The organism is Nonomuraea sp. NPDC000554, assembly GCF_040300065.1.
GTDB lineage: Bacteria > Actinomycetota > Actinomycetes > Streptosporangiales > Streptosporangiaceae > Nonomuraea.
This window is the reverse complement of sequence record NZ_JBEPDC010000015.1, coordinates 238,196-260,991: the sequence shown is the minus strand read 5'-3', so window position 1 is coordinate 260,991 and position 22,796 is coordinate 238,196. Positions and strand designations below refer to the sequence as shown.

The 22,796-nt window shown below is 71.7% G+C and carries 16 protein-coding genes; 15 read left to right on the top strand and 1 reads right to left on the bottom strand.

Features of this window, described 5'->3' with window-relative positions:
* The first annotated feature begins 94 nt into the window (after positions 1 to 94).
* The 15 genes from ABT294_RS27870 (at position 95) to ABT294_RS27800 (ending at position 19,285) form a co-directional block, all read left to right on the top strand.
* Positions 95 to 1,825, top strand: coding sequence for a peptidoglycan D,D-transpeptidase FtsI family protein (locus ABT294_RS27870; RefSeq protein ID WP_350809226.1), 1,731 nt, complete (start codon positions 95 to 97; stop codon positions 1,823 to 1,825).
* Positions 1,826 to 1,865: 40 nt separating this feature from the next.
* A complete protein-coding gene (locus ABT294_RS27865; protein WP_350809225.1) occupies positions 1,866 to 3,398 on the top strand; it encodes a UDP-N-acetylmuramoyl-L-alanyl-D-glutamate--2,6-diaminopimelate ligase in 1,533 nt (510 codons plus the stop codon).
* Complete coding sequence (locus tag ABT294_RS27860; RefSeq protein WP_350809224.1) at positions 3,395 to 4,813, top strand: UDP-N-acetylmuramoyl-tripeptide--D-alanyl-D-alanine ligase; 1,419 nt, start codon at positions 3,395 to 3,397, stop codon at positions 4,811 to 4,813. Before ABT294_RS27865 ends, ABT294_RS27860 begins: the two co-directional genes overlap by 4 nt.
* Positions 4,810 to 5,865 carry a phospho-N-acetylmuramoyl-pentapeptide-transferase gene (gene mraY, locus ABT294_RS27855; protein WP_350809223.1) on the top strand — a complete coding sequence of 352 codons (1,056 nt, stop codon included), beginning with the start codon at positions 4,810 to 4,812 and terminating at the stop codon, positions 5,863 to 5,865. Before ABT294_RS27860 ends, mraY begins: the two co-directional genes overlap by 4 nt.
* A gap of 5 nt (positions 5,866 to 5,870) precedes the next feature.
* Positions 5,871 to 7,229, top strand: a complete 1,359-nt coding sequence (murD, locus tag ABT294_RS27850) for a UDP-N-acetylmuramoyl-L-alanine--D-glutamate ligase (protein WP_350809235.1) — start codon at positions 5,871 to 5,873, stop codon at positions 7,227 to 7,229.
* Entirely contained in the window at positions 7,226 to 8,509 is a 1,284-nt protein-coding gene (ftsW, locus tag ABT294_RS27845; protein WP_502912143.1) for a putative lipid II flippase FtsW, read from the top strand. Before murD ends, ftsW begins: the two co-directional genes overlap by 4 nt.
* A 12-nt stretch (positions 8,510 to 8,521) precedes the next feature.
* Entirely contained in the window at positions 8,522 to 9,598 is a 1,077-nt protein-coding gene (gene murG, locus ABT294_RS27840) for an undecaprenyldiphospho-muramoylpentapeptide beta-N-acetylglucosaminyltransferase (protein ID WP_350809222.1), read from the top strand.
* Positions 9,595 to 10,995: a UDP-N-acetylmuramate--L-alanine ligase gene (gene murC, locus ABT294_RS27835; RefSeq protein WP_350809221.1), complete on the top strand. Its 1,401-nt coding sequence runs from the start codon at positions 9,595 to 9,597 to the stop codon at positions 10,993 to 10,995. The genes murG and murC overlap by 4 nt, the downstream gene beginning before the upstream one ends.
* Positions 10,992 to 11,654, top strand: a complete 663-nt coding sequence (locus ABT294_RS27830; protein WP_350809220.1) for a cell division protein FtsQ/DivIB — start codon at positions 10,992 to 10,994, stop codon at positions 11,652 to 11,654. Before murC ends, ABT294_RS27830 begins: the two co-directional genes overlap by 4 nt.
* Positions 11,655 to 12,035: 381 nt before the next feature.
* Entirely contained in the window at positions 12,036 to 13,478 is a 1,443-nt protein-coding gene (gene ftsZ / locus ABT294_RS27825) for a cell division protein FtsZ (protein ID WP_350809219.1), read from the top strand.
* A gap of 968 nt (positions 13,479 to 14,446) precedes the next feature.
* The gene (locus tag ABT294_RS27820) at positions 14,447 to 15,139 is read left to right on the top strand and encodes a YggS family pyridoxal phosphate-dependent enzyme (protein WP_350809218.1); all 693 of its coding nucleotides are present in this window, start codon (positions 14,447 to 14,449) and stop codon (positions 15,137 to 15,139) included.
* 139 nt (positions 15,140 to 15,278) lie between these two features.
* A complete protein-coding gene (locus ABT294_RS27815) occupies positions 15,279 to 15,779 on the top strand; it encodes a cell division protein SepF (protein ID WP_350809217.1) in 501 nt (166 codons plus the stop codon).
* Between the two features lie 80 nt (positions 15,780 to 15,859).
* Positions 15,860 to 16,150, top strand: a complete 291-nt coding sequence (locus tag ABT294_RS27810; protein ID WP_350809216.1) for a YggT family protein — start codon at positions 15,860 to 15,862, stop codon at positions 16,148 to 16,150.
* 107 nt (positions 16,151 to 16,257) lie between these two features.
* Positions 16,258 to 17,124, top strand: coding sequence for a DivIVA domain-containing protein (locus ABT294_RS27805; RefSeq protein WP_350809215.1), 867 nt, complete (start codon positions 16,258 to 16,260; stop codon positions 17,122 to 17,124).
* 40 nt (positions 17,125 to 17,164) lie between these two features.
* On the top strand, positions 17,165 to 19,285 hold the full coding sequence (locus ABT294_RS27800) for a hypothetical protein (protein ID WP_350809214.1): 2,121 nt from the start codon (positions 17,165 to 17,167) through the stop codon (positions 19,283 to 19,285).
* A 277-nt stretch (positions 19,286 to 19,562) separates the two neighbouring features.
* On the opposite strand, the gene ileS is transcribed toward ABT294_RS27800, so the two are convergent.
* Positions 19,563 to 22,709 carry an isoleucine--tRNA ligase gene (gene ileS, locus ABT294_RS27795; RefSeq protein WP_350809213.1) on the bottom strand — a complete coding sequence of 1,049 codons (3,147 nt, stop codon included), beginning with the start codon at positions 22,707 to 22,709 and terminating at the stop codon, positions 19,563 to 19,565.
* Between the last annotated feature and the right edge of the window lie 87 nt (positions 22,710 to 22,796).

The following is a 22,796-nucleotide window of genomic DNA, read 5'->3' as shown; positions in this document are numbered from 1 at the left end:
GCCATGCCCGAGATGGAGATGCCGGAGTCCTCGTAGAACGGGCGACGGGCCGCGAAGCCCCCGCAGGCCGCCGCGCCCCCCGAGGCCGCCGCTCGTGCTGCGGCTGGGCAACCCGCGCAGGCGCATCAACATCGGCCTGATCGGCATGACCTTCATCCTGTCGATCTTCGCCGGCCGGCTCATCCAGATGCAGGGCCTCGACTCCAAGGTCTACGAGGCCGCCGCCGCCGTCCAGCGCACGCACGAGGAGGAGATCCCGGCCAAGCGCGGCTCCATCACCGACGTCAACGGGCACGCGCTGGCCCTGACCGTGGAGGCCCGCGAGATCGCCATCGACCCCACGATGGTGCCCGAGGCGGCCAGGGCGAAGATCGCCGCGGAAATCGCCAGGCAACTCGGCACGTCCGAACAGGACGTCGCCGCCAAACTGGCGCGTACGCAGACCCGCTACCAGCTGCTGGCCCGGGACGTCGACCCGCTGAAGGCCGGCGCGCTGCTCAAGTCCACCGTGCCCGGGCTCACGGCGAAGAAGACCTACCGCCGCATGTACCCGGCCGGCGACCTGGCGGGCAGCCTCATCGGGTTCGTCGGCGACGACGAGAACGGCCTGGGCGGCATGGAGCGGGCCAGGAACAGCCTGCTCGCGGGCCGCGACGGCAAGCAGCGCGTCGAGACGGGCCGCGACCTCCAGCCGATCCCGATGACGGCCAGCCAGCGCGAGGCCCCCGTCGACGGGGGCGACGTGCGGCTGACCATCGACCGCGACATCCAGTGGGCCGCCCAGCAGTCCGTCGCCGAGCAGGTGAAGGCGTCCGGCGCGAGCAGCGGCACCGTCATCGTCATGGACGTCCGCACCGCCCAGATCGTCGCCATGGCCAACGCCCCCGAGCTGGACCTGCGCAACTGGCGCAAGGCTCCGCCCGCCACCTACATCAACAGGGCGGCCTCCGACGTCTTCGAGCCGGGCAGCACCAACAAGGTGATCACGGCCGCGGCGGCGATGGAGGCCGGGCTGGTCAACCCCGACACGGTCTTCCAGGTCAAGGACAACATCCGGTGCGCCGACCGGGTGCTGCGCGACGCCCACGCGCACAAGCCGGAGGCGATGACGTTCCGCGAGGCGATGGCCAAGTCCAGCAACGTCGGCACGGTCATGGCCGCGCGCAAGGTCGGCAGCCAGCGCCTGTACGAGATGCTCAAGGCCTTCGGCTTCGGAGTCAGGCCCGGCGGCGGCGTCCCCGACGAGGGCGCGGGCCTGCTGCCCGACTACAAGAACTGGTCGGGCAGCCAGAGCTGCACGGTCGCCTACGGTCAGGGCGTGTCGGTGACCGCGCTGCAGATGGCCAGCGTCTACCAGACCATCGCCAACGGCGGCGTCCGGATCGAACCGCAGATCGTCGCCGGCACCACCGACAAGGACGGCAGGTTCGTCCCGGCTCCTGCCGGTAAGCAGACCAGGGTGGTCAGCGACAGGACCGCCCAGGAGATCACGACCATGCTCGAGGCCGCGGTGAGCGCCGAGGGCACCGGCGAGCTGGCCGCCATCGCCGGCTACCGGGTGGCGGGCAAGACCGGCACCGCCAACCGCTACGATCAACGGCTCGGCCGTTACGACGGTTACACGGCCTCCTTCGTCGGGTTCGCCCCCGCCGACGCGCCCCGCCTGGTGGTGCTGTCGGTGCTGCAGGACCCGAAGAACGGCCACTTCGGCGGGCAGATCGCGGCCCCCGTGTTCAAGGATGTGATGACGTTCGCCATCAAGAGCAGGAAGATTCCTCCCACAGGCTCCACCGCGCCTCCGGTGCGGCTGGGCGCCGGACAGTGACCAGGGAAGGTACGCTGCCGCCGTGCGTCCCCCGTCCTCTATGCGTCCAACGACCAACCCGCCCCGCCCACTGGCCGGGCTGGCGATCATGCTCGATGCCGGCTCCGGCACGTCGCAGTCGCCGCACGCCGCGCTGACCGGCGTCACCATCGACTCCCGCCAGGTCACCCGCGGCGACCTGTACGTGGCACTCAAGGGCAACAGCGCCCACGGCGCCGCCTTCTCCGGCGAGGCGCTGGCGCGCGGCGCCGCGGCGGTGCTGACCGACCCCGACGGCCGCGACGAGGCCGCCGCGACCGGGCTGCCCGTGCTGATCGTGCCCGACCCGCGCGCCGTGCTCGGCCAGGTCGCCTCCTGGGTGTACGGGCAGCCCGCCCAGGACATCCAGCTGCTCGGCGTCACCGGCACCAGCGGCAAGTCGACCATCACGTTCCTGCTGGAGGCGGGCCTGCGCGCGGCGGGCCACACCACGGGCCTGGTCGGCGGCGTCGAGATCCACGCGGGCGAGCTGCGCTTCGAGCCGAGACTCACCACACCTGAGGCGTCCGAGCTGCACGCCCTGTTCGCGCTCATGCGCGAGCAGCGCGTCACCGCCGCCGCCATGGAGGTCTCCAGCCACGCGCTCGCGCTCGGCAGGGTCGACGGCGTCCACTACGACGTCGCCCTGTTCACCAACCTGTCGCAGGACCACCTCGACTTCCACAAGGACTTCGACGACTACTTCGCGACCAAGGTGCGCCTCTTCCAGCCCGAGCTGTGCCGCGTCGGCGTCACCAACCTCGACGACCGCTACGGCCGCGAGCTGCTGAACCTGGCCGGAGTGCCGATGACCACGTTCTCCGCCACGGGCGACCCGCAGGCGCTGTGGCGGGCGCTGGACGTCCGGCTGGGCGCCGACGGCAGCGTGTTCAGGGTGACGGGCCCCGGCGGCGTCGAGGCGGACGTGCGGATCGCGCTGCCCGGCCCGTTCAACGTCGCCAACGCCCTCGGCGCGATCGTCACGCTGGTCGAGGCCGGGATCCCGGTGCCCGACGCGGTGCGCGGCGTCGGCACCCTCACCGGAGTCCCCGGCCGCATGCAGCGCGTGACCTGCGACGACGACGAGTTCCAGGCGGTCGTCGACTACTCGCACAAGCCCGGCGCGGTCGAGTCGGTGCTGCGCTCGCTGCGCGAGGTCACCTCCGGCAAGCTGACCGTCGTGCTCGGCTGCGGAGGCGACCGCGACAAGGGCAAACGGCCGGTCATGGGCGAGGCCGCGGCCCGGCTCGCCGATGTGGCGATTTTCACGAGCGACAATCCTCGTTCCGAGGACCCTCTGGACATTCTGGCCGCGATGATGGATGGAGCGCTTCGCGTTCCGCAGCACGACCGCGCTCATGTGATCATTGAGCCTGACCGCGCAGCCGCGATCGACCTGGCGGTCGGCCGGGCCGAGCGCGGTGACGTGATCGTCGTGGCCGGCAAGGGCCACGAGCAGGGTCAGTACGTTTCAGGCGAGGTGATCCCCTTCGACGACCGCGAAGTGGTCGCCGAAGCGATCGACGCACGCAAGGAAAGCAGGAAGCACGCATGATCCCGTTGCCGCTGGCCAGGATCGCCGAGATAACGTCGGGCGCCCTGTCCGGCATGGCCGACCCCCGCGCCGTGGTGCGCGGCCCTGTCGTGATCGACTCGCGTCAGGTCGAGCCGGGATCCCTGTTCGTCGCCTTCAGGGGCGGCCGGGTCGACGGCCACGACTACGCCGCCCAGGCGATCAGGGCCGGAGCGGTCGCGGTGCTCGCCACCCGGCCGGTCGACGCCCCCGCGGTGATCGTCCCCGACGCCGCCGCCGCGCTGGCCGACCTGGCGGCCGTGCAGGCCGCCTCGCTGCCTGACACGACCGTGATCGGCGTCACGGGCTCGGCGGGCAAGACGTCCACCAAGGACCTCCTGGCCAGGCTGACGGCCCGCATCGGCCCGACCATCGCGCCCGCCGGCTCGTTCAACAACGAGCTCGGTCACCCGCTGACCGTTCTGCGGGCCGATGTCGACACCCGCTTCCTGGTGCTGGAGCTGGCCGCCCGCAACATCGGCCACATCCAGGACCTCACCCGCATCGCCCCGCCGCAGATCGGCGTCGTGCTCAACGTCGGCACCGCCCACCTCGGCGTGTTCGGCGGCAAGGAGGCCATCGCCAAGGCCAAGGGCGAACTCGTCGAGGCGCTGCCGCGCACCGGCGTGGCCGTGCTGAACGCCGACGACCCGCTGGTGAACGAGATGGCCTCGCGCACCGACGCCCGCGTCACGCTCTTCGGCCGCAGCGAGGGCGCCGCCATCCGCGCCGAGGACGTCACGGTCGACGCGCGCGGGCGCGCCTCGTTCACGCTGCGCACGCCGTCCGGCGCGGCGCCCGTCACGCTGAAGCTGTACGGCGAGCACGCCGTGGAGAACGCGCTGGCCGCCGCCGCGGCCGGGTACGAGCTCGGCCTGCCCGTCGCCACCATCGCCGAGGAGCTGTCGGAGGCCGTGCCCCGCAGCCGGTGGCGCATGGAGGTCACCGACAGGCCCGACGGGGTCACCGTCGTCAACGACGCCTACAACGCCAACCCCGACTCGATGCGGGCCGCCTTCCAGGCGCTGGCCGCGCTGGGCGGCGAGCGCCGGCGCTTCGCCGTCATCGCCGCGCTCCGCGAGCTCGGCGACGAGAGCGACGTGCTGAACGGGGAACTGGGCCGGCTGGCGGGCGGCGCGGGCCTGGCGGGCCTGATCGTCGCGGGGCCCGACGCCGGGCCCGTCCTCGACGGCGCCTTCGCGGCCGCCTCCCAGGAGGCCGGCCCCGGCGGCCCGCCGCCCCCCGGAACCCGAATCGTGCACGTCGCCGACGCCGAGGCGGCGGCGGCCGAGCTGGCGGGGTGGCTGCGGCCCGGCGACGTCGTGCTGATCAAGGGCCCCAGGGCGATGGGCCTGGAGCGGACGGCCGAGCTGCTGCTCGGAGGTGCCGCGCAGTGATCAACATCATCATCGCCGGTGCGGTGGGACTGATCCTGTCGATGCTGGGAACGCCCCTGGCCATCCGGTTGTTCTCGCGGCGCGGTTACGGCCAGGAGATCCGCGAGGAGGGCCCGTCCGGGCATTACGACAAGCGCGGCACCCCGACCATGGGCGGCACGGTGATCGTGCTGGCGTCGCTGCTGGCCTACGGGGCGTCCCACCTCGGGAGGCTCGAGCCCCCGACCGTCTCGGGGCTGCTCGTGCTGTTCCTGATGACCGGTCTCGGCGCGGTCGGCTTCCTCGACGACTTCATCAAGATCTACAAGCAGCGCAGCCTGGGCCTGCGCAGCGGCGCCAAGGCGCTGGGCCAGCTCGTGGTCGGCGCCATCTTCGCGGTCATGGTCACCAGCCAGGCCAACGTGTACGGCATCACGCCCGCCGAGCCCCGGCTGTCGTTCCTGCGCGACTTCGGCCCGCCGATCGGCATCGTGGGCTTCACGGTCTGGGTGCTGATCATGATCGTCGGCTTCTCCAACGCGGTGAACCTCACCGACGGGCTCGACGGCCTGGCCAGCGGCGCCACCGGGGTGGTGCTCGGCGCGTACGTGCTGATCGGCAACTGGCAGCTGCGCAACAACTGCATCGACCAGCTCGGCCCCAACTGCTACTGGGTGCGCGACCCGCTGGACCTGGCGGTGGTGGCCGCCGCGGTGCTCGGCGCGCTCATCGGCTTCCTGTGGTGGAACGCGCCGCCCGCCAAGATCTTCATGGGCGACACCGGGTCGCTGGCGCTGGGCGGCGTGCTGGCCGGGCTGGCGATCGCCACCCGCACCCAGCTCCTGCTGATCATCCTCGCCGGGCTGTGCGTGATCATCACGCTCTCGGTGATCATCCAGGTCGGGTTCTTCAAGATGACCGGGAAACGGGTGTTCAGGATGGCGCCGCTGCAGCACCACTTCGAGCTGAAGGGCTGGGCCGAGACCACCATCGTGGTCCGGTTCTGGCTGATCGCCGGGCTCTGCGCCGCGCTCGGCCTGGGCCTGTTCTACGTCGAGTGGATGCCTCGGTGACGGGCCTGACCTGTGTCGCCGGCCTCGGCGTCTCAGGCACGGCCGTCGCCAAGGTGCTCGCGGGGCGCGGCGAGCGGGTCGTGGTCGTGGAGGCCGTCCAGGGGGAGCGGCAGCTCGCGGCCGCGTCCGAGCTGGCCGGGCACGGCGTGGAGGTGCGCTTCGGCGCCAAGGAGCTGCCCAGGGGCGTCACCAGGCTGGTCACCACCGGCTGGGCGCCGCACCACCCGCTGGTCGCCGCCGCCGTGGAGGCGGGCGTCGAGGTCGTCGGCGAGGTGGAGCTGGCCTGGCGGTTGCGTCCGGAGCACGCCGCCCCCTGGCTGGCGCTGACCGGCACCAACGGCAAGACCACCGTGGTGCGCATGCTCACCGCGATGCTGCTGGCGGCCGGACGCAAGGCCGTCGCGGTGGGCAACGTCGGCCTGCCCGTCGTGCAGGCCGTGGGCGAGCCGTACGACGTGCTGGCGGTCGAGCTGTCGAGCTTCCAGATCCATTGGTCGAGCTCGCTCGCCCCGCACGCCGCCGCCATCCTCAACCTCGCCCCCGACCACCTCGACTGGCACGGCTCCATGGAGGAGTACACCGCGGCCAAGGCCCGCCTGTACGAGCGGGCGGGCACCGTGATCTACAACGCCGACGATCCCGCCGTGGCCCGCCTGGCCGCGCCCTACCGCGGCGCCGTGGGCTTCACGCTGCGCGTGCCCAGGCCGGGCCAGCTGGGCGTGGTCGAGGACCTCCTGGTGGACCGGGCGTTCGTGGCCGACCCGGTGGAGGCCGCCGAGGAGCTGGCCACGCTCGACGACGTCCGGCCGTTCGCGCCGCACAACGTCGCCAACGCCCTCGCCGCCGCCGCGCTGGCCCGCTCGGTCGGCGTGCCGTCCGAGGCGGTGCGCCAGGGCCTGCGCGACTTCGTCCCCGACCCGCACCGGATGACGCACGTCGAACGGGTCGCCGAGGTCGACTACGTCGACGACTCCAAGGCCACCAACCCGCACGCCGCCGCCGCGGCCCTGTCGGCCTATCCGTCGATCGTCTGGATCGCGGGCGGCCAGCTCAAGGGGGCGGACGTCGAGGAGCTGGTGCGCCAGGCCGCGCCCAGGCTGCGCGGAGCGGTACTGCTCGGCGTGGACCGAGGCAGGATCGCCGAAGCTCTCGCGCGACACGCGCCGAATGTCCCCGTCGTGGACATCGCCGACCAAGACACTGGTGTGATGGACCGCGTCGTGACCGAAGCCGCCAGGCTCGCCACCCCCGGGGACACCGTGCTGCTGTCGCCCGCGGGCGCGTCCCTGGACATGTTCGCGAACTACCCGGCGCGAGGGGAGGCCTTCGCGCGAGCCGTCCGCGGGCTGGGGCGGCGGACGTGAGCACGACCACCGGGGAACGCGCGACCGAGGCCGACGTCGAGGGGCCGTCCGGATGGCTGCGGGAGCAGCTCGCCGCGCTGAAGGAGCTGCTCGGCAAGCCGCTGACCACCTACTACCTGATCATCGGGTGCAGCGGGCTGCTGCTGGCGCTCGGGCTGATGATGGTGCTGTCGGCCTCCAGCATCGAGGCGCTGCAGAAGACCGGCAGCCCGTTCTACTGGTTCATCAAGCAGTCGATGTCGGCCGCGCTCGGCGTGCCGCTCATGTGGGCGTGCTCGCGGCTGCCGCACAAGATCTTCCGCTGGGCGGGCTACCCGCTGATGGCGCTGTCGATCATCGCACTGGTCATGGTGCTGTTCATCGGCAAGTCCGAGCTGGGCGCGCAGCGCTGGCTCGACCTCGGCATCTTCTACCTCCAGCCCTCGGAGCCGGCCAAACTCGGCCTGGCCCTGTGGGGAGCCGACCTGCTGGCGCGCAGGGCGCGGGCCGGGCGCATCGAGTGGCGGCAGATGCTCATCCCGCTCATGCCCGGCACCGCGATCCTGGCCGTCATGGTCATGCTCGGCCGCGACCTCGGCACCACCCTGGTACTGTTCATGATCTTCCTGTCGCTGCTGTGGGTGGTGGGAGCGCCGGTGAAGCTGTTCGGCGGCATCCTGGCGCTCGCCGTGCTCGCCGCGGTCATCATGATCAAGATCGAGCCGTACCGGATGGCCCGCATCGGCGCCTTCCTCGACCCCTGGGCCGAGGCGCAGGGCGCGGGCTACCAGGCCGTGCAGGGGCAGATAGCGATGGGTTCGGGCGGCTGGTTCGGGCTCGGGCTCGGCAGCAGCAGGCAGAAGTGGAGCTGGCTGCCGCACGGTGAGAGCGACTTCATCTTCGCCATCCTGGGCGAGGAGCTGGGGCTGATGGGAACGCTGGTCGTGGTGGCGCTGTTCGGGCTGCTGGGGTATGCGGGGCTGCGGGTCGCGGTCCGGGTCAACGACGCGTTCGTGCGGCTCGCCGCCGCCGCCGCCACGGCCTGGGTCGTCGGACAGGCCGTGGTTAACATGGGCGCGGTCATCGGCGTGCTGCCCATCACCGGCATCCCGTTGCCCCTGGTGTCGTACGGCGGCTCCGCGCTGTTGCCCACGCTGGCGGCGCTCGGCATGCTGCTGTCCTTCGCTAAACGCGAGCCGGGCGCGCGGGAGGCGCTGGCCGCGCGTGGCCCCGGAGCGGCCGTCCGGGCCCTAAGCTGGCTTGGCCTGGGGGCTATGACCAGAGGCAGAGCGAGACGTTAGGGAGTGACCGAGATGAGGGTGGTCCTCGCCGGTGGCGGGACGGCCGGGCACATCGAACCCGCACTAGCCCTTGCGGACGCGCTGCGCCAATACGACCAGGGCATCGGCATCACCTGCATGGGCACGGAGCGCGGCCTGGAGACCCGCCTCGTGCCTGCCAGAGGGTACGAGCTGGAGCTGGTGCCCGCCGTGCCGCTGCCCAGGGCGATCACCCCGCAGCTGCTGACCGTGCCGGGCAGGCTGGCGGGGGCCGTCAACGCGGCCGCGGGCATCCTCGACCGGGCCAAGGCCGACGTCCTCGTCGGCTTCGGCGGGTACGTGGCCACGCCCGCCTACCTGGCGGCCAAGCGGCGCGGCGTGCCGATCGTGGTGCACGAGGCCAACCCGCGCCCCGGGCTGGCCAACCGGCTGGGCGCCAGGCTCACCGACCACGTCTTCACCGGCTTCCCCGACTCCACGCTGGCCAAGGCCCAGTACGTCGGCACTCCGCTGCGACGTGAGATCACCGCACTCGACCGGCTGTCGATGGGCGACAGGGCCCGCTCCTGGTTCGGCCTGCAGACCGACCGGCCCACGCTGCTGGTGTTCGGCGGCTCGCAGGGGGCCAGGTCGATCAACCAGGCCGCGCTGGCCGCCGCGCCCACGCTGCGCCGCGCGGGCGTGCAGGTGCTGCACGTGCTCGGCCCCAAGAACACCGTCGACCACGAGCCGCCGCCCGGCGACCCGCAGTACGTGCTGCTGCCCTACGTCGACCGCATGGACCTCGCCTACGCCGCCGCCGACGTCGCGCTGTGCCGCAGCGGCGCGCTGACCTGCGCCGAGCTCACCGCCGTCGGGCTGCCGGCGGCGTACGTGCCACACCCGGACGGCAACGGCGAGCAGCAGCTCAACGCCGGCCGCATCGTCGCAGGCGGCGGCGGCCTCGTCGCCGACGACACCACGCTGTCATCTGATTGGATCATCCAGAACGTGCTGCCCATCCTTCACGACCCCGAACGGGTCGTCGCCATGTCGGAGGCCGCCTCCCGACTCGGCCGGAAGGACGCCGATGTCATGCTCGCCAGGAAAGTGTTGGAGATAGCCCGATGAGTCTCGTCAAGCTGGTCGATCCCGTCGCCGCCGAAGATCTGGGGCGCGTGCACTTCATCGGCATCGGCGGCGCGGGCATGTCGGGCATCGCGCGCATCCTGCTCAAGCGCGGGGTGCGCGTGTCCGGCAGCGACGCCCGCAGCGGCGAGCTGGTCACCGAGCTGCGCGAGCTGGGCGCGACCGTGCACATCGGCCACGCCGCCTCCCACATCAAGGACGTCGACACCGTGGTGGTCTCCACCGCCATCCGCGACTCCAACCCCGAGCTGGGCGAGGCCATCAAGCAGGGGCTGCGGGTCATCCCGCGCGCCGCCGCCCTGGCCGCGGTGATGTCCGGGCGCACCGGCGTCGCCGTCGCGGGCACCCACGGCAAGACCACCACCACCTCGATGCTCACCGTGGCGCTGCAGAAGTGCGGCGCCGACCCGTCGTACTGCGTGGGCGGCCAGCTCGTCACCACCGGGCTGGGGGCCGACGAGGGGTCGGGCGCGGTGTTCGTGGCCGAGGCCGACGAGAGCGACGGGTCGTTCCTGATGCTGGCGCCCGACATCGCCGTGGTGACCAACGTCGAGGCCGACCATCTCGACAACTACGGCGACCCGCGGGCCGTCCACGACACCTTCACCCGGTTCGTCGACCGGGTCGGCTCGCTGCTGATCGTCTGCGCCGACGACCCGGGCGCGGCCGAGCTGGTCTCGGTGGCGCGGGCGCGCGGCCTGCGGGTCCGCACCTATGGCGCCGAGGGCGACTACCGGGTGACGGACGTGCGTCCCGACGGCTTCGGCATCACGTTCACCATCGAGGGCAAGGGCGACGTCAGGCTGGCCGTGCCGGGGGCGCACAACGCGCTCAACGCCACCGCGGTGATCGCCGTGGCCGACGAGCTCGGCCTGCCATTCGAGGAGATCAGAGACGGCCTGGCGACCTTCACGGGGGCCAAGCGGCGCTTCGAGGCCAAGGGCGAGGCGGCGGGCGTCGCGGTGTTCGACAGCTACGCCCACCACCCGACCGAGCTGACCGCCGACCTGCGGGCCGCCCGCGACGTGGTGGCGTCCTACTCGGGCTCCGGGCGGGTCGTCGCGGTCTTCCAGCCGCACCTGTACTCGCGCACCAGGTTCTTCGCCGACGAGTTCGGCGCCGCGCTCGGGCTCGCCGACGAGGTCGTCGTCCTCGACGTCTACGGCGCCCGCGAGGACCCCGAGCCGGGCGTCTCCGGCGCGATGGTGGCCAGCCGCGTCCCGCTGCCGCCCGGCCAGGTCTCCTACGCCCCTGACCGGGCCTCGGTGCCCGCGCTGGTCGCGGAGCGGGCCCGTCCGGGCGACATCGTGCTGACCATGGGCGCCGGCGACGTGACCGAGCTGGGCCCGCAGATCGTGGCGGAGCTCTCCGCGCGGTGAGAACGCGTACAGCGTTCCTGGTGCTGCTCACCGCCGGGGTGGTGGGCACGGCCGCGTGGCTGGTGTTCTTCTCGCCGGTCCTCGGGGTGCGCTCGGTGGAGATCGTGGGAAATCTCACAGTGCCCACCGAGCGCATCAAGCAGCAGGCCGGAGTCGAGGAACTGCACCCGCTGGCCACCGTGGATCTGGCGGACGTGCAGAGCCGCGTGATGCTGATCAGGCAGCTCGCCTCGGCCAAGGTCGACAGAGTGTGGCCCGGCACCCTGAAGATCGAGGTGGTCGAGCGTGAGGCGGTGGCCGCCGTGATCGCCGGGGGCAAGGCGGCGCTGATCGACGGGCAGGGCGTGGTGATCGAGATCAAGGACGTGGCCCCGGCCAGGCTGCCGGTGCTCAAGGTGGACCGTCCAGGGGCGGGCGACCCGGCGACGATGGCGGCGCTCAAGGTGATCGGGAACCTGCCTCCCGCGCTGACGGGCAGAGTCCGGGCCGTGCAGGCCACGTCCCCCGAGGGGGTCTCGCTGCGCCTGACGGACGGGCGCACCATCGTCTGGGGCGGCACCGACCGCGGCGCCGACAAGGCGCGCATTCTCGCCTCGCTGCTGACCCGCAAGGCGGACGTCTACGACGTGAGCTCACCGGACGTGGTGACCCTCAAGTGACCTTGGAGCAGCGCGTTGCGGACCACCTCTCCCGGGACATGCCTCACATAACGCCGCTGGACCCGTCAGAGACCCGAAAGACGGCCGCCGAGCCTGTACGAGGTAGGCGGTCCGGCGTGAGAGCCTGTAACCCGAGTGTCTGGGCGGAGAGCCTCCGACCAGGCGCGACGACAGAGCGAAACGGACAGCCCGCGACACGCCGGACGTGCTTGCGGCGCGGTTAGTTGACCCGCGCGGAGCGTAACTCCTACTGTCCGTATCAATCCTCAGGTTGACATAAATCTGAATCTCAACTTGAGGTTGAGAGTTTAACCGTACTGAACAGAACGCGGAGAAATCCGCACCGAAATGGCAAGTCAACGAGCGGAAAGGCCCCTCGTCGTGGCAGCACCGCAGAACTACCTCGCGGTCATCAAGGTCGTCGGCATCGGCGGCGGCGGAGTGAACGCCGTCAACCGGATGATCGAAGAGGGACTCAAGGGCGTCGAGTTCATCGCGATAAACACCGACGCCCAGGCGCTGCTGATGAGTGACGCCGACGTCAAATTGGACGTGGGGCGGGAGCTCACGCGCGGACTGGGCGCGGGCGCCAACCCCGATGTCGGGCGCAAGGCGGCGGAAGACCATCGCGAGGAGATCGAGGAGGTCCTCAAGGGGGCCGACATGGTCTTCGTCACGGCGGGCGAGGGCGGTGGCACGGGCACCGGCGGCGCGCCGGTCGTGGCCAACATCGCCAGGTCGCTCGGCGCGCTCACGATAGGTGTCGTGACCCGTCCGTTCAGCTTCGAGGGCCGCCGTAGGGCCTCGCAGGCCGAGGCGGGCATCGAGACCCTGCGCGACGAGGTCGACACCCTGATCGTCATCCCGAACGACCGGCTGCTGTCGATCTCCGACCGGCAGGTGAGCGTTCTCGACGCCTTCAAGGCGGCCGACCAGGTGCTGCTCTCCGGTGTCCAGGGCATCACCGACCTGATCACCACGCCCGGCCTGATCAACCTCGACTTCGCGGACGTCAAGTCCGTCATGTCCGGCGCCGGCTCGGCGCTCATGGGCATCGGCCACGCCCGCGGCGACGACCGCTCGGTGGCGGCGGCCGAGATGGCCGTGTCCAGCCCGCTGCTGGAGGCCAGCATCGACGGCGCGCACGGCGTGCTGCTGTCGATCGCCGGCGGCTCCGACCTCGGCCTGTTCGAGATCAACGAGGCGGCCCAGCTCGTCTCCATGGCGGCGGCGCCCGACGCCAACATCATCTTCGGCACGGTCATCGACGACGCGCTCGGCGACGAGGTCCGCGTCACGGTGATCGCGGCCGGGTTCGACGACGTGCCGCCGCCGGTGGAGAAGCAGCAGCCGCGCCCGGCGGCCAGGCCCGCCGCGGCCGCGCCGGCGGCTCCCGCGCCGGCCCGTCCGAGCGCCGTCTCCTCGCCCACGGTCAAGTCCGAGCCGCCGTCCAGGCCCGAGCCGCGTCCCGACTTCAGGCCGGAGCCCAGGGCCGAGGCCCGGCCCGAGCCCCGTCCGGAGCCGCGTCCCGACTTCCGGGCCGAGCCCCGAGCCGACTTCAGGCAGGAGCCGCCGAGGGCCGAGTCGCGCCCTGAGCCCCGTCCGGAGCCCGTCCGGCCGGTGGAGACGGCCCCGGAGCCCGCGCCGGCTCCCGAGCCGATCGCGGACGAGCCCTCCGGCCCCGTCTCCATCCCGCGCCCCACCCCCGAACCGGCAAATCCGCCCACACCCATCACCTCCCGCATGTCGGAGCCCGCCAAACGCCGTCCGGTGGTCTTCGAGGAGCAAGAGGAAGAACTCGACGTCCCCGACTTCCTCAAGTAGCCCGGCCCTCGTCCTTCCCGTGACACGCCGCCGGCCAGGGGCACCGTCTGCACGGCGGCGCTCCTCCGCCGAGGCCCACCGGAAGACCCGCCACCGATCGGCCCGCAGCGAGGGCCTGTCGGAGCGGCGCCCGCGCCACCTGTTGCGGGGGCCTACGGGAGAGGCGTTCGCGCCACTCCCAGGCCCGCGACAGGGGCTGGCGGAGTCCGTGCCCACGTGGACGGCCCAGGAGCAGACACAGGCTCCGGCGGAGAGTGGGCGTGCCGGCGGGCCGAGGGAGAGAGTGCTCGCGTCGCGGGCAGACGACCAGCGAGGTCCGGCGGAGAGCGTGTCCGCCCCTGGGGCCTCTCGGCGGAGCGCCTCTCCTTGCCCCGCCGCCCAGCGGCCCCTGCCAGGCCCTGGAGGAGACGTTCTGTCGCCTGCGCCACCTGCCGCCCGGGCGGTGGAGCCGTGGCCCGCGTCAAGCGTCGCCGCGGCCGACAGAGCAGGGCATGGTGCAGGACACCGGCATGGCCGGTCAGCCGGGGCGCAGCGGGGCCGAACCGTCCCGGCCGGATGTTCCGCGCCTCGTTCCCGATCGAGGGCCTGCTCCCGGTCGTGCTACCGCGAGACGGTACCGTGCGGTCCGACGCGACGTGCGGCGAAGGGGAGGAGCGCAGGCGACCGGCGTCCGAAGCCCACGGCACTCGCTGGGTCACGCGGGCCCCGAGCGGCGCCGACTCGGAACGGTCAGGCCGATGCCCCGCGAGCCGGGAGTGGCGATCGGTCAGGTCTGACGCCACGCGAGTCCGGGGCGTCGCCGATGGGGATCGGTCAGGCCCAGCGGATTCGTCCCCGCCCTGCGAAGAAGCGGTGCGCCGGAACACCCGGCGCGCCTGGCGAGGTGCGGGCGCGCATGAAGGGTGTGGAACGGTGGCGGCGAGGGTGAAGGCTGTGGATGGAACGTGATGGCAAGGGTGGGAAGTGCGATGAGGAAGGACGAGATCGCGGCCGGCCTGGCCGAGGTCGAGAAGCGCATCGAGGAGGCGTGCCGCGCCGCCGGGCGTGAGCGGCAGGAGGTCACACTCGTCGCCGTGACCAAGACCTATCCCGCGTCCGACGTGCGCGTCCTGGCCGAGTTGGGGGTGCGGGACGTCGGCGAGAACCGCGACCAGGAAGCCGCGCAGAAGGCGCGTGAGTGCGCCGACCTCCCCCTGACCTGGCACTTCGTCGGGCAGCTGCAGACGAACAAGGTCCGTTCCGTCGTCGGGTACGCGGACCTGATCCACTCCGTGGACCGGGCGCGGCTGGTCGGCGCGATCAGCCGGGAGGCGGTGAAGCAGGGCCGTGAGATCGGCTGCCTGGTGCAGGTGGCGCTGGACGACGCCCCGGAGAGGGGCGGTGCGAGGCCCGCGGACGTCCCCGCCCTGGCTGACGAGATCGCCGCCGCCGACGGCGTGTGGCTGGGCGGGGTGATGGCGGTGGCGCCGCTGGAGGAGGAGCCGGGCCCGGCGTTCCGGCGGCTGCGTGAGGTCGCGCTGACAGTACAGGAGCGGCATCCGCGTGCCACGATGGTCTCGGCGGGAATGAGCCACGATCTGGCGGAGGCGATCGCGTACGGCGCGACACACGTGCGAGTCGGTACGGCGTTGCTCGGCCGCCGCAAGCCCTTCGTCAGGTAATGTCCCGTCAAGTGGGTCTTCAGACCCGCGGTTCCAGTAGAGGTCGATCAGCGGTGAGCTCCAAGGGGGTACGGCTACCGCCTCGGGCCCGGCGACAGGCCCGAGCGAGTGCGACCATGAGCAGGAGGACGACGTAGCGATGGCCGGCGCGATGCGCAAGATGGCGGTCTACCTCGGTCTCGTGGAGGACGACCGCTACGAGAGGTACGAGTCCTACACGGACGAGTACGCCTACGAGGACGAGCCGTCGAGAACCGGCGAGGAGCGTCCCGTGACGGTCCAGGACCGCGACGAGGACACCGACTCCGGGGTTCCGGCCCAGAGGCCCGCCACGACCGTCCTGGAGCGCCGCACGACCGACCTGGCGCGCATCACGACGCTCCACCCCCGCACCTATAATGAGGCCCGTACGATCGGCGAGCACTTCCGCGACGGGACTCCGGTCATCATGAACCTGACCGAAATGGTTGACAGCGACGCGAAGCGGCTCGTCGATTTCGCGGCAGGTCTAGTCTTTGGCCTACATGGCAGCATTGAACGTGTTACCAACAAGGTGTTCCTGTTGTCCCCTGCCAATGTCGAGGTGACCGCCGAGGACAAGGCCCGAATCGCGGAACGCGGATTCTTCAACCAGAGTTAGAGTCTCTGTATGCCTATCAGACCCAACCAGGTCTCGCCGAGACCCGGAGGGCACATCGGGAGTGGGGGAGCGGCCAGGCCGTGGGGATCGTGAGTCAGATCTTGGTCGTTGTCCTGTCGCTCTATCTGGTGCTGCTCATCGGCCGGATGATCTTTGAGACGGTTCAGGCGTTCGCCCGACAGTGGCGGCCCTCCGGGGTCGTCCTGGTGCTCGCCGAAGCCACATACACCGCCACCGACCCGCCCCTCAAGTTCCTCCGCCGTTTCATTCCCCCGCTCCGGTTGGGTACGGTGGCCTTTGACCTAAGCTTCACAGTCCTGTTCATCGTGGTTCTGATCCTGATCCAGATCGCTGGATCACTGGGCCGGTGACGGGGGTTGTGTGGCACCGGTCATGATCCAACTCGTGTCCGCGCTGAAAGTGATTCGGGTTAACCGTCCCTCCGGACAGACTCCAAGCGCGCCAAGGAGACCAAAAGATGCCGCTGACCCCCGCTGATGTGCGGAACAAGCAATTCAGTACCACCCGGCTCCGGCCGGGCTACGACGAGGAAGAGGTCGACGCCTTCCTCGACGAAGTCGAGGCTGAGCTTGACCGCCTGATCCAAGAGAACGAGGAACTCCGCGCCAAGCTGGCCGAGGCCATGCGCGGGAAGGTGCCGGGCGGCATGAACATGCCCATGGCCTCCGCGCCGGTGCAGGAGCAGCCCAAGCCGGAGATGATGGCGCCGCCGCAGCCCGAGCCCATGCGGGCCCCCGAGCCGCAGCCCCAGCCGCAGCCGGTTCCCGTGGCCATGAACATGCCTCCTGCCGAGGACAACATGGACACCGCGGCCCGCGTCCTCGCTCTTGCCCAGCAGACCGCCGACCAGGCGATCTCCGACGCGCGCCGCGAGGCCGACGAGACCGTCACCCGCGCCCGCCGCGAGGCCGACGAGATCCTCACCAAGGCCCGCCGCCAGGCCGAGCAGGTCATCGGCGACGCCCGCGCCCGCGCCGAGACGCTGGAGCGCGACGCCCAGGAGCGGCACCGCCAGGCCATGGGCTCCCTCGTCCAGACCCGCGACGAGCTGGAGCGCAAGGTCGAGGAGCTGCGCAGCTTCGAGCGCGAGTACCGCAGCCGCCTCAAGCTCTACCTGGAGAACCAGCTCGCCGAGCTGAACGTCTCCGCAGAGGGCAGTGGCGGGTTCCCGGTCATGTCCGGTGGTCCTGCCGCGGCGCCCGCCATGTCGCACGCGGTGCCGCAGGGTGGTCAGCAGCCTCTGCCCGGCCCGAACCCGTTCGGCGGCGAGGCTCCGCAGGGCGTTTTCCCCGGCGGTGACGGTCCTCACAACGATCGCCGGTAAGGTAGCGGGTCGATAGGCCCGTCACTCGAAAGAGCCCCCTGTGATCCTCATCAGCGCTGGTTTGGTGCTCGCGGCGATCGTTCTGCTGATCGCGGGCTTCGTGCTGGCAAAGCCGTTCCTGATCATGTGGTCCATCGTGGTGAGCGTGCTTTCCGCGCTGTTCCTGGTGATCGGGGCGTTCCTGCGGCGTCATGAGCTGTTTCCCCGAGGTGGGCGTGCCGCTGCGCCGGCCGTCCCTCCGGTGGGGGCAGTGCCGCCCGGCCTGCCGTACGACCAGACCCGCCCCGGCCCGGTTGGAGCGCCGCCGTCCCCGCGTCCGCAGACGCCACAGCAGACGGCGACCGTCCCCGCTCCGGCCCCGGGCCGCCCTGCGCCGAGAGGCGTCTCTCCGGACGTGATCGTCCTGGTGATCCCCGGGCGCAAGCGGTACCACGTCCCGGGGTGCCGGCAGCTCGCCGGGAGGGAACACGAGGAGCTCACGTACGAGGAGGCACGCGAGGAGGGCTTCACGCCCTGCACGGCGTGCCTGCCCGACGCCGCGCTCGGCGGACGGCAGCTGCCGCCCGCGGCCGACCCGGAACCCGCCGTCACCGCGCAGCCCGGCGCCGACAAGCCGGGCACCGACAAGCCCGGTCCAGCCGCCGAACACCGGACCGTTCCCCCCGAGGTGACCCGAGACCTGCGCCCGCCGGCTCCCGCCGGTACGGGGCAGCCGAAGCCCGACTCGAAGGCTTCCACCCCCACCCCGGGCACGCCCGCCGCCTCGAAGGCGGACGGATCGGCCGGTTGGTTCGCCCGCCCGGCCACGGCCTCCGCATCGAAGGCGTCCGCAGAAGAGCAGCAGACGGAGCCCGCTCTTCCTTCCCCTGGCTCCAAGCAAGCCTCCGAAGGTGCCAAGCCCGCCACCGGCCGGCCGTCGTCCGGCCAGGCCGCGTCCGCTGGGTCCGCCTCCGGCCGGCCGTCGTCAGGGCGGCCCGCGTCCGATCCCAAGCAGGCTGCCGACGGCTCCAAGGCCGCGTCCGGTGAATCCGGGGCGGGGCAGTCGACGTCCAGCCAGTCAACGTCCCGGCCCGCGTCCGCGAAGGCCGGCGCCGAGTCGGGTACGGCCACTCCTGCCAAGGCGACGTCCGGGAAGCCGGCGACGCGCCCCTCCACCGCTCAGGAGTCCGGCGGTGCCGAGCGTGGTGCCCCGGATCCGGATGACGAGGGCCCCGCGACCGCGCCGCAGCGCGCGATACGTCCCGACGACCCGGCCCCTCAGCTGCCGGGCCTGTCCGGTGAGCCGACGGCCGTTCTGAAGGTGCAGCGCCCCGGCACGGCCGGGCAGCCCGCTGCGGTGTCGAAGCAGCGTCCTGGTGCGCCGGGTGATGCGGCTGGTACGTCGCGTCCCGGTAAGTCCGGTGAGCCGGCTGCCTCGTCCGGTGCGGCGTCGGCTGGGCCGCGCTCCGCATCGTCCGGTGAGACGGCCGAGAGGCAGCGCACCAAGCCTGCCGCGGCGGACCAGGCTGTGGCGCTCGAACGTCCCGCCTCGTCGGCGGAGGCGGCTGCCAAGCCAGGAGGGCCGCTGCCGCCGGGCGCGCCCGGGAAGTCGCAGGGGGCGTCGACGCCTGCCAAGCCCGAGAAGCCGGCCACGTCCGCGAAGCCTGAGAGGCCGTCCACGACTGCGAAGCCTGAGAGGTCGTCGACGTCCGCGGCGTCGGCGACGCCGGGCACGTCCCAGGAGTCGGCGACGTCCGGCAAGTCGAAGGGGGCGGCGGGCAAGCCCGAGCGGGCCGAGCCGGTCGCCGAGGAGGCCGCTGAAGGCGCGAAGTCTCCCGAGGCGACACGCGGTAAGACGGCTTCAGGGGGCGCCAAGTCGCCGGAGGCCCCACGCGGCGCCGCACCCGCCAAGGACGCGGCCTCGGGTGCCGCGAAGAAGCAGCCGGTCAAGACGTCCGAGCCCGACGCCGAACCTGCCAAGGCAGCGAAGGGGGGCGGCAAGGGCGAACCGCCTGCCACCGTGAAGGTCATCGTGGGTACCCGCCGCTACCACAGCACCGCCTGCCCGCTCATCAGGGGCGCGGGCGACACGGGTGTGGAGACCATGACGATCGACGACGCCGAGGCGGCCGGCCTGACGAGCTGCTCGGTCTGCCAGGACGACCGCGAAACGCTCAGCTGACCGGCCTGGACGCGTGAATCCCCTGTCTGATCGCTGCTCGTAGGCGATCAGACGATCAGGCGCCACTGTGTCATCCGGTGATCTCGTGATCTGGTGAAACGGTCAGGCGATCCGGTGAAGGGTCAGGCGCGCGAGTGACTGGCTGCTCGGCCGTGCTGGACGGTGATGATCAAGCGGGTGGCCGGACGCGGGCCGAGCGGTTGCGAACCCGGCAACCCAACAGTTGTCTGCGTGGGCCCAGCGGATCTCGGGTGGCCGAGATCCGCTGGGGTGGTGGTCAGGCGCGGCGCAGCTGGAAGGTGAGCGACAGGTCCGCGTCCGTGTGGGACGGGAGGTCCTCGCCGGCGCCCTCCGTGAGAGTGGACGCCAGCACTTCCTCCGCCACCAGGGCGCCGCCCTGGCGCAGGGCCTGGGACAGGTCGGCGTTGGTGGTCGTCCACCACAGGTCGATGCGGTCGGTGATGGACAGGCCGGTCGACTTGCGTGCCTCCTGGACCAGGCGGATGACCTCGCGCAGGAGGCCCGCGCGCCGCAGGTCGTCCGTGAGTTCCAGGTCGAGCGCGACCGTCTCGCCGGTGCCCGTGTCGACCGCGCCCGTCTCCACCGCCCAGCCCGAGCGGGGCTGTTCTGTGACGATCACGTCGTCGGGGCCGAGCGTCACCTGACCCAGCTCGCCCGCCTCCAGCGTGACCGTGGAGCCGGAGCGGAGGGCGCGGGCCACGGTGGCGGCATCGGCGGCGCCGACGGCCGCGGCGACCAGCTTGGTCTGCGACCCGAACCGCTTCCCCAACGCCCGGAAGTTCGGCTTAACGGTATAAGACACGAGGTCGGCACTAAATCCGGACATGTCCTCTAGCGCCTGGACGTTCAGCTCGTCCGCGATGAGGTCACGCAGCTCCGACGGCAGCGACGGCCACCCGTGCGCGCCCACCAGTGCCCGCCCGAGCGGCTGCCTGGTCTTGACCCCGGAGGACGCCCGGGCCGAGCGCCCCAGCTCCACCAGGCGGCGCACCAGCGCCATCTGCTCCGACAGCGGGGCGTCCAGCAACTCCTCACGGACGACCGGCCACGGCGCGAGGTGCACCGAGGAGGGCGCGTCGGGGGCGCGCAGGATGTCCCACAGGTAGTCGGTGACGAACGGCGTGATGGGCGCCATCAGCCGGGTCACCGTCTCCAGGCACTCGTACAGCGTCGCGAACGCCTCGCGCGAGCCCTGCCAGAACCGGCGGCGCGAGCGGCGCACGTACCAGTTGGACAGGTCGTCGAGGAAGTCCGCGAGCCGGCGCCCGGCCCGCTGGGTGTCGTACTCGTCCAGCGAGGCGGTGACGTCGGCGACCGTGCGGTGCAGCTCCGCCAGCGCCCACCGGTCGAGCAGCGGACGCGAGGACACCGGCGGCGCGTCGGCCAGCATGGACGGCGACCACGACTCGGCGTTGGCGTAGAGCGTGAAGAACGACGTGGTGTTCCAGTACGTCAGCAGGACCTTGCGGACGATCTCCTCGAGCGCGTTGTGACCCACCCGCCGGGCCGCCCACGGCGAGCCCGAGCAGGCCATGAACCAGCGCAGCGCGTCGGCCCCGTGCTCGTCCATCAGCGGGATGGGCTCCAGCACGTTGCCGAGGTGCTTGCTCATCTTGCGGCCGTCCTCGGCCAGGATGAGCCCGAGGCAGAGCACGTTCTCGTAGGAGGACTGGCCGAACACCAGCGTGCCGATCGCCATCAGCGAGTAGAACCAGCCGCGGGTCTGGTCGGTGGCCTCGCAGATGAACTGCGCGGGGTAGACGCCGTCGGGCTTGCCGCGCTCGCCCCACTGGGCGAACGGCATGGACCCCGAGTCGTACCAGGCGTCGATGACGTCGGGCACCCGGCGGGCCTCCGCGGAGCAGGCCGGGCACGGGAAGACGACGTCGTCGACGTACGGGCGGTGCGGGTCGAGCGCCGACAGGTCCTCGCCGGCGAGGGTGCTCAGCTCGGCCAGCGAGCCGACGCACGTCACGTGCGACTCGTCCTCGGAGCACACCCACAGCGGCAGCGGGGTCCCCCAGTAGCGGGAGCGTGACAGCGACCAGTCGACGTTGTTGCGCAGCCACTCGCCGAACCGGCCCCACTTGATCGTCTCGGGGAACCAGTTGGTCTTGGCGTTCTCGGCCAGCATCTGCTCCTTGACGGCGGTGGTCCTGACGTACCAGGACGGGAGCGCGTAGTAGAGCAGCGGGGTGTGGCAGCGCCAGCAGTGCGGGTAGCTGTGCTCGAAGTGGCCGCCGCGGTACAGCAGCCCGCGGGCCCGCAGGTCGTCGGTGAGGCCCTCGTCGGCGTCCTTGAAGAACTGGCCGCCGACCATCGGGACGTCGTCGAGGAAGCGCCCGTCGGGGCCGATGGGGTTGACCACCGGCATGCCGTACTGCTTGGTGACCGCCATGTCGTCGGCGCCGAAGGCGGGGGCCTGGTGGACCAGGCCGGTGCCGTCCTCGACGGTCACGTACTCGCCGAGCACCACGTAGTGCGCGCCCGGGATGTCGACCAGGTCGAACGGGCGCTGGTAGCCGGTGTGCTCCAGCTCGCGGCCGGTGAAGCGGGCCACCTCGGTGGCGCCCTCGCCCAGCACGGGCAGCAGCGGCTCGGCGACGACGAGCACCTCGCCGTCGGCGGTGCGCGCGGCGACGTAGGTCACGTCGGGGTGCACGGCGACGGCGGTGTTGGAGACCAGGGTCCACGGCGTGGTCGTCCAGACCAGCAGCGAGGCGCCCAGCTCCCGCAGCGGCCCGGACGTGACGGGCATGCGGACGTACACCGACGGGCTGGAGACGGTCTCGTAGCCGCCGGGCTGGCCCAGCTCGTGGTCGGACAGGCCGGTGCCGCAGCGCGGGCAGTAAGGCGTGATGCGGAAGTCGCGGAAGAGCAGCCCCTTGTCGAAGACGACCTTGAGCGACCACCAGACCGCCTCGATGTAGGAGGGGTCCATGGTGCGGTAGGCGGTGGACAGGTCGATCCAGTAGCCCATCCGCTCGGTCATCTGCTCGAACGCGTCGACGTGGCGCAGCACGGACTCGCGGCACTTGGCGTTGAACTCGGCGATGCCGTACGCCTCGATGTCCTTCTTGCCGCTGAGGCCGAGCTCCTTCTCGATGCCGACCTCGACGGGCAGGCCGTGACAGTCCCAGCCGGCCTTGCGCGGCACGCTGAAACCGCGCATCGACTTGTAGCGGGGGAAGAGGTCCTTGAAGACGCGGGCCTCGACGTGGTGGACGCCGGGCAGGCCGTTCGCGGTGGGCGGGCCCTCGTAGAAGACCCAGGACGGGTTGCCCTCGTTCTGCTCGATGGAGCGCTCGAAGATCTTCCCGTCGCGCCAACGGTCGAGGACCTCACGCTCGAGCGCGGGCAGGTCGACCTGCGCGGGTAGAGAGCGGAAAGTTGGGGCAGACATCTCGGGCGGGACCTCCACGCTTCGCTGGCCAGGGCTGCGTGAAGGGACGAAGCCGTGCGGCTCCGCGGTACCACCCTTCTTGACCTC

Coding starts and splice junctions, on each gene's coding strand:
- ileS (WP_350809213.1), bottom strand. CDS start 22,709: ATGTCTGCCCCAACTTTCCGCTCTCTACCCGCGCAGGTCGACCTGCCC.
- ABT294_RS27815 (WP_350809217.1), top strand. CDS start 15,279: ATGGCCGGCGCGATGCGCAAGATGGCGGTCTACCTCGGTCTCGTGGAG.
- murG (WP_350809222.1), top strand. CDS start 8,522: ATGAGGGTGGTCCTCGCCGGTGGCGGGACGGCCGGGCACATCGAACCC.
- ABT294_RS27820 (WP_350809218.1), top strand. CDS start 14,447: ATGAGGAAGGACGAGATCGCGGCCGGCCTGGCCGAGGTCGAGAAGCGC.
- ABT294_RS27860 (WP_350809224.1), top strand. CDS start 3,395: ATGATCCCGTTGCCGCTGGCCAGGATCGCCGAGATAACGTCGGGCGCC.
- murC (WP_350809221.1), top strand. CDS start 9,595: ATGAGTCTCGTCAAGCTGGTCGATCCCGTCGCCGCCGAAGATCTGGGG.
- ABT294_RS27865 (WP_350809225.1), top strand. CDS start 1,866: ATGCGTCCAACGACCAACCCGCCCCGCCCACTGGCCGGGCTGGCGATC.
- ABT294_RS27805 (WP_350809215.1), top strand. CDS start 16,258: ATGCCGCTGACCCCCGCTGATGTGCGGAACAAGCAATTCAGTACCACC.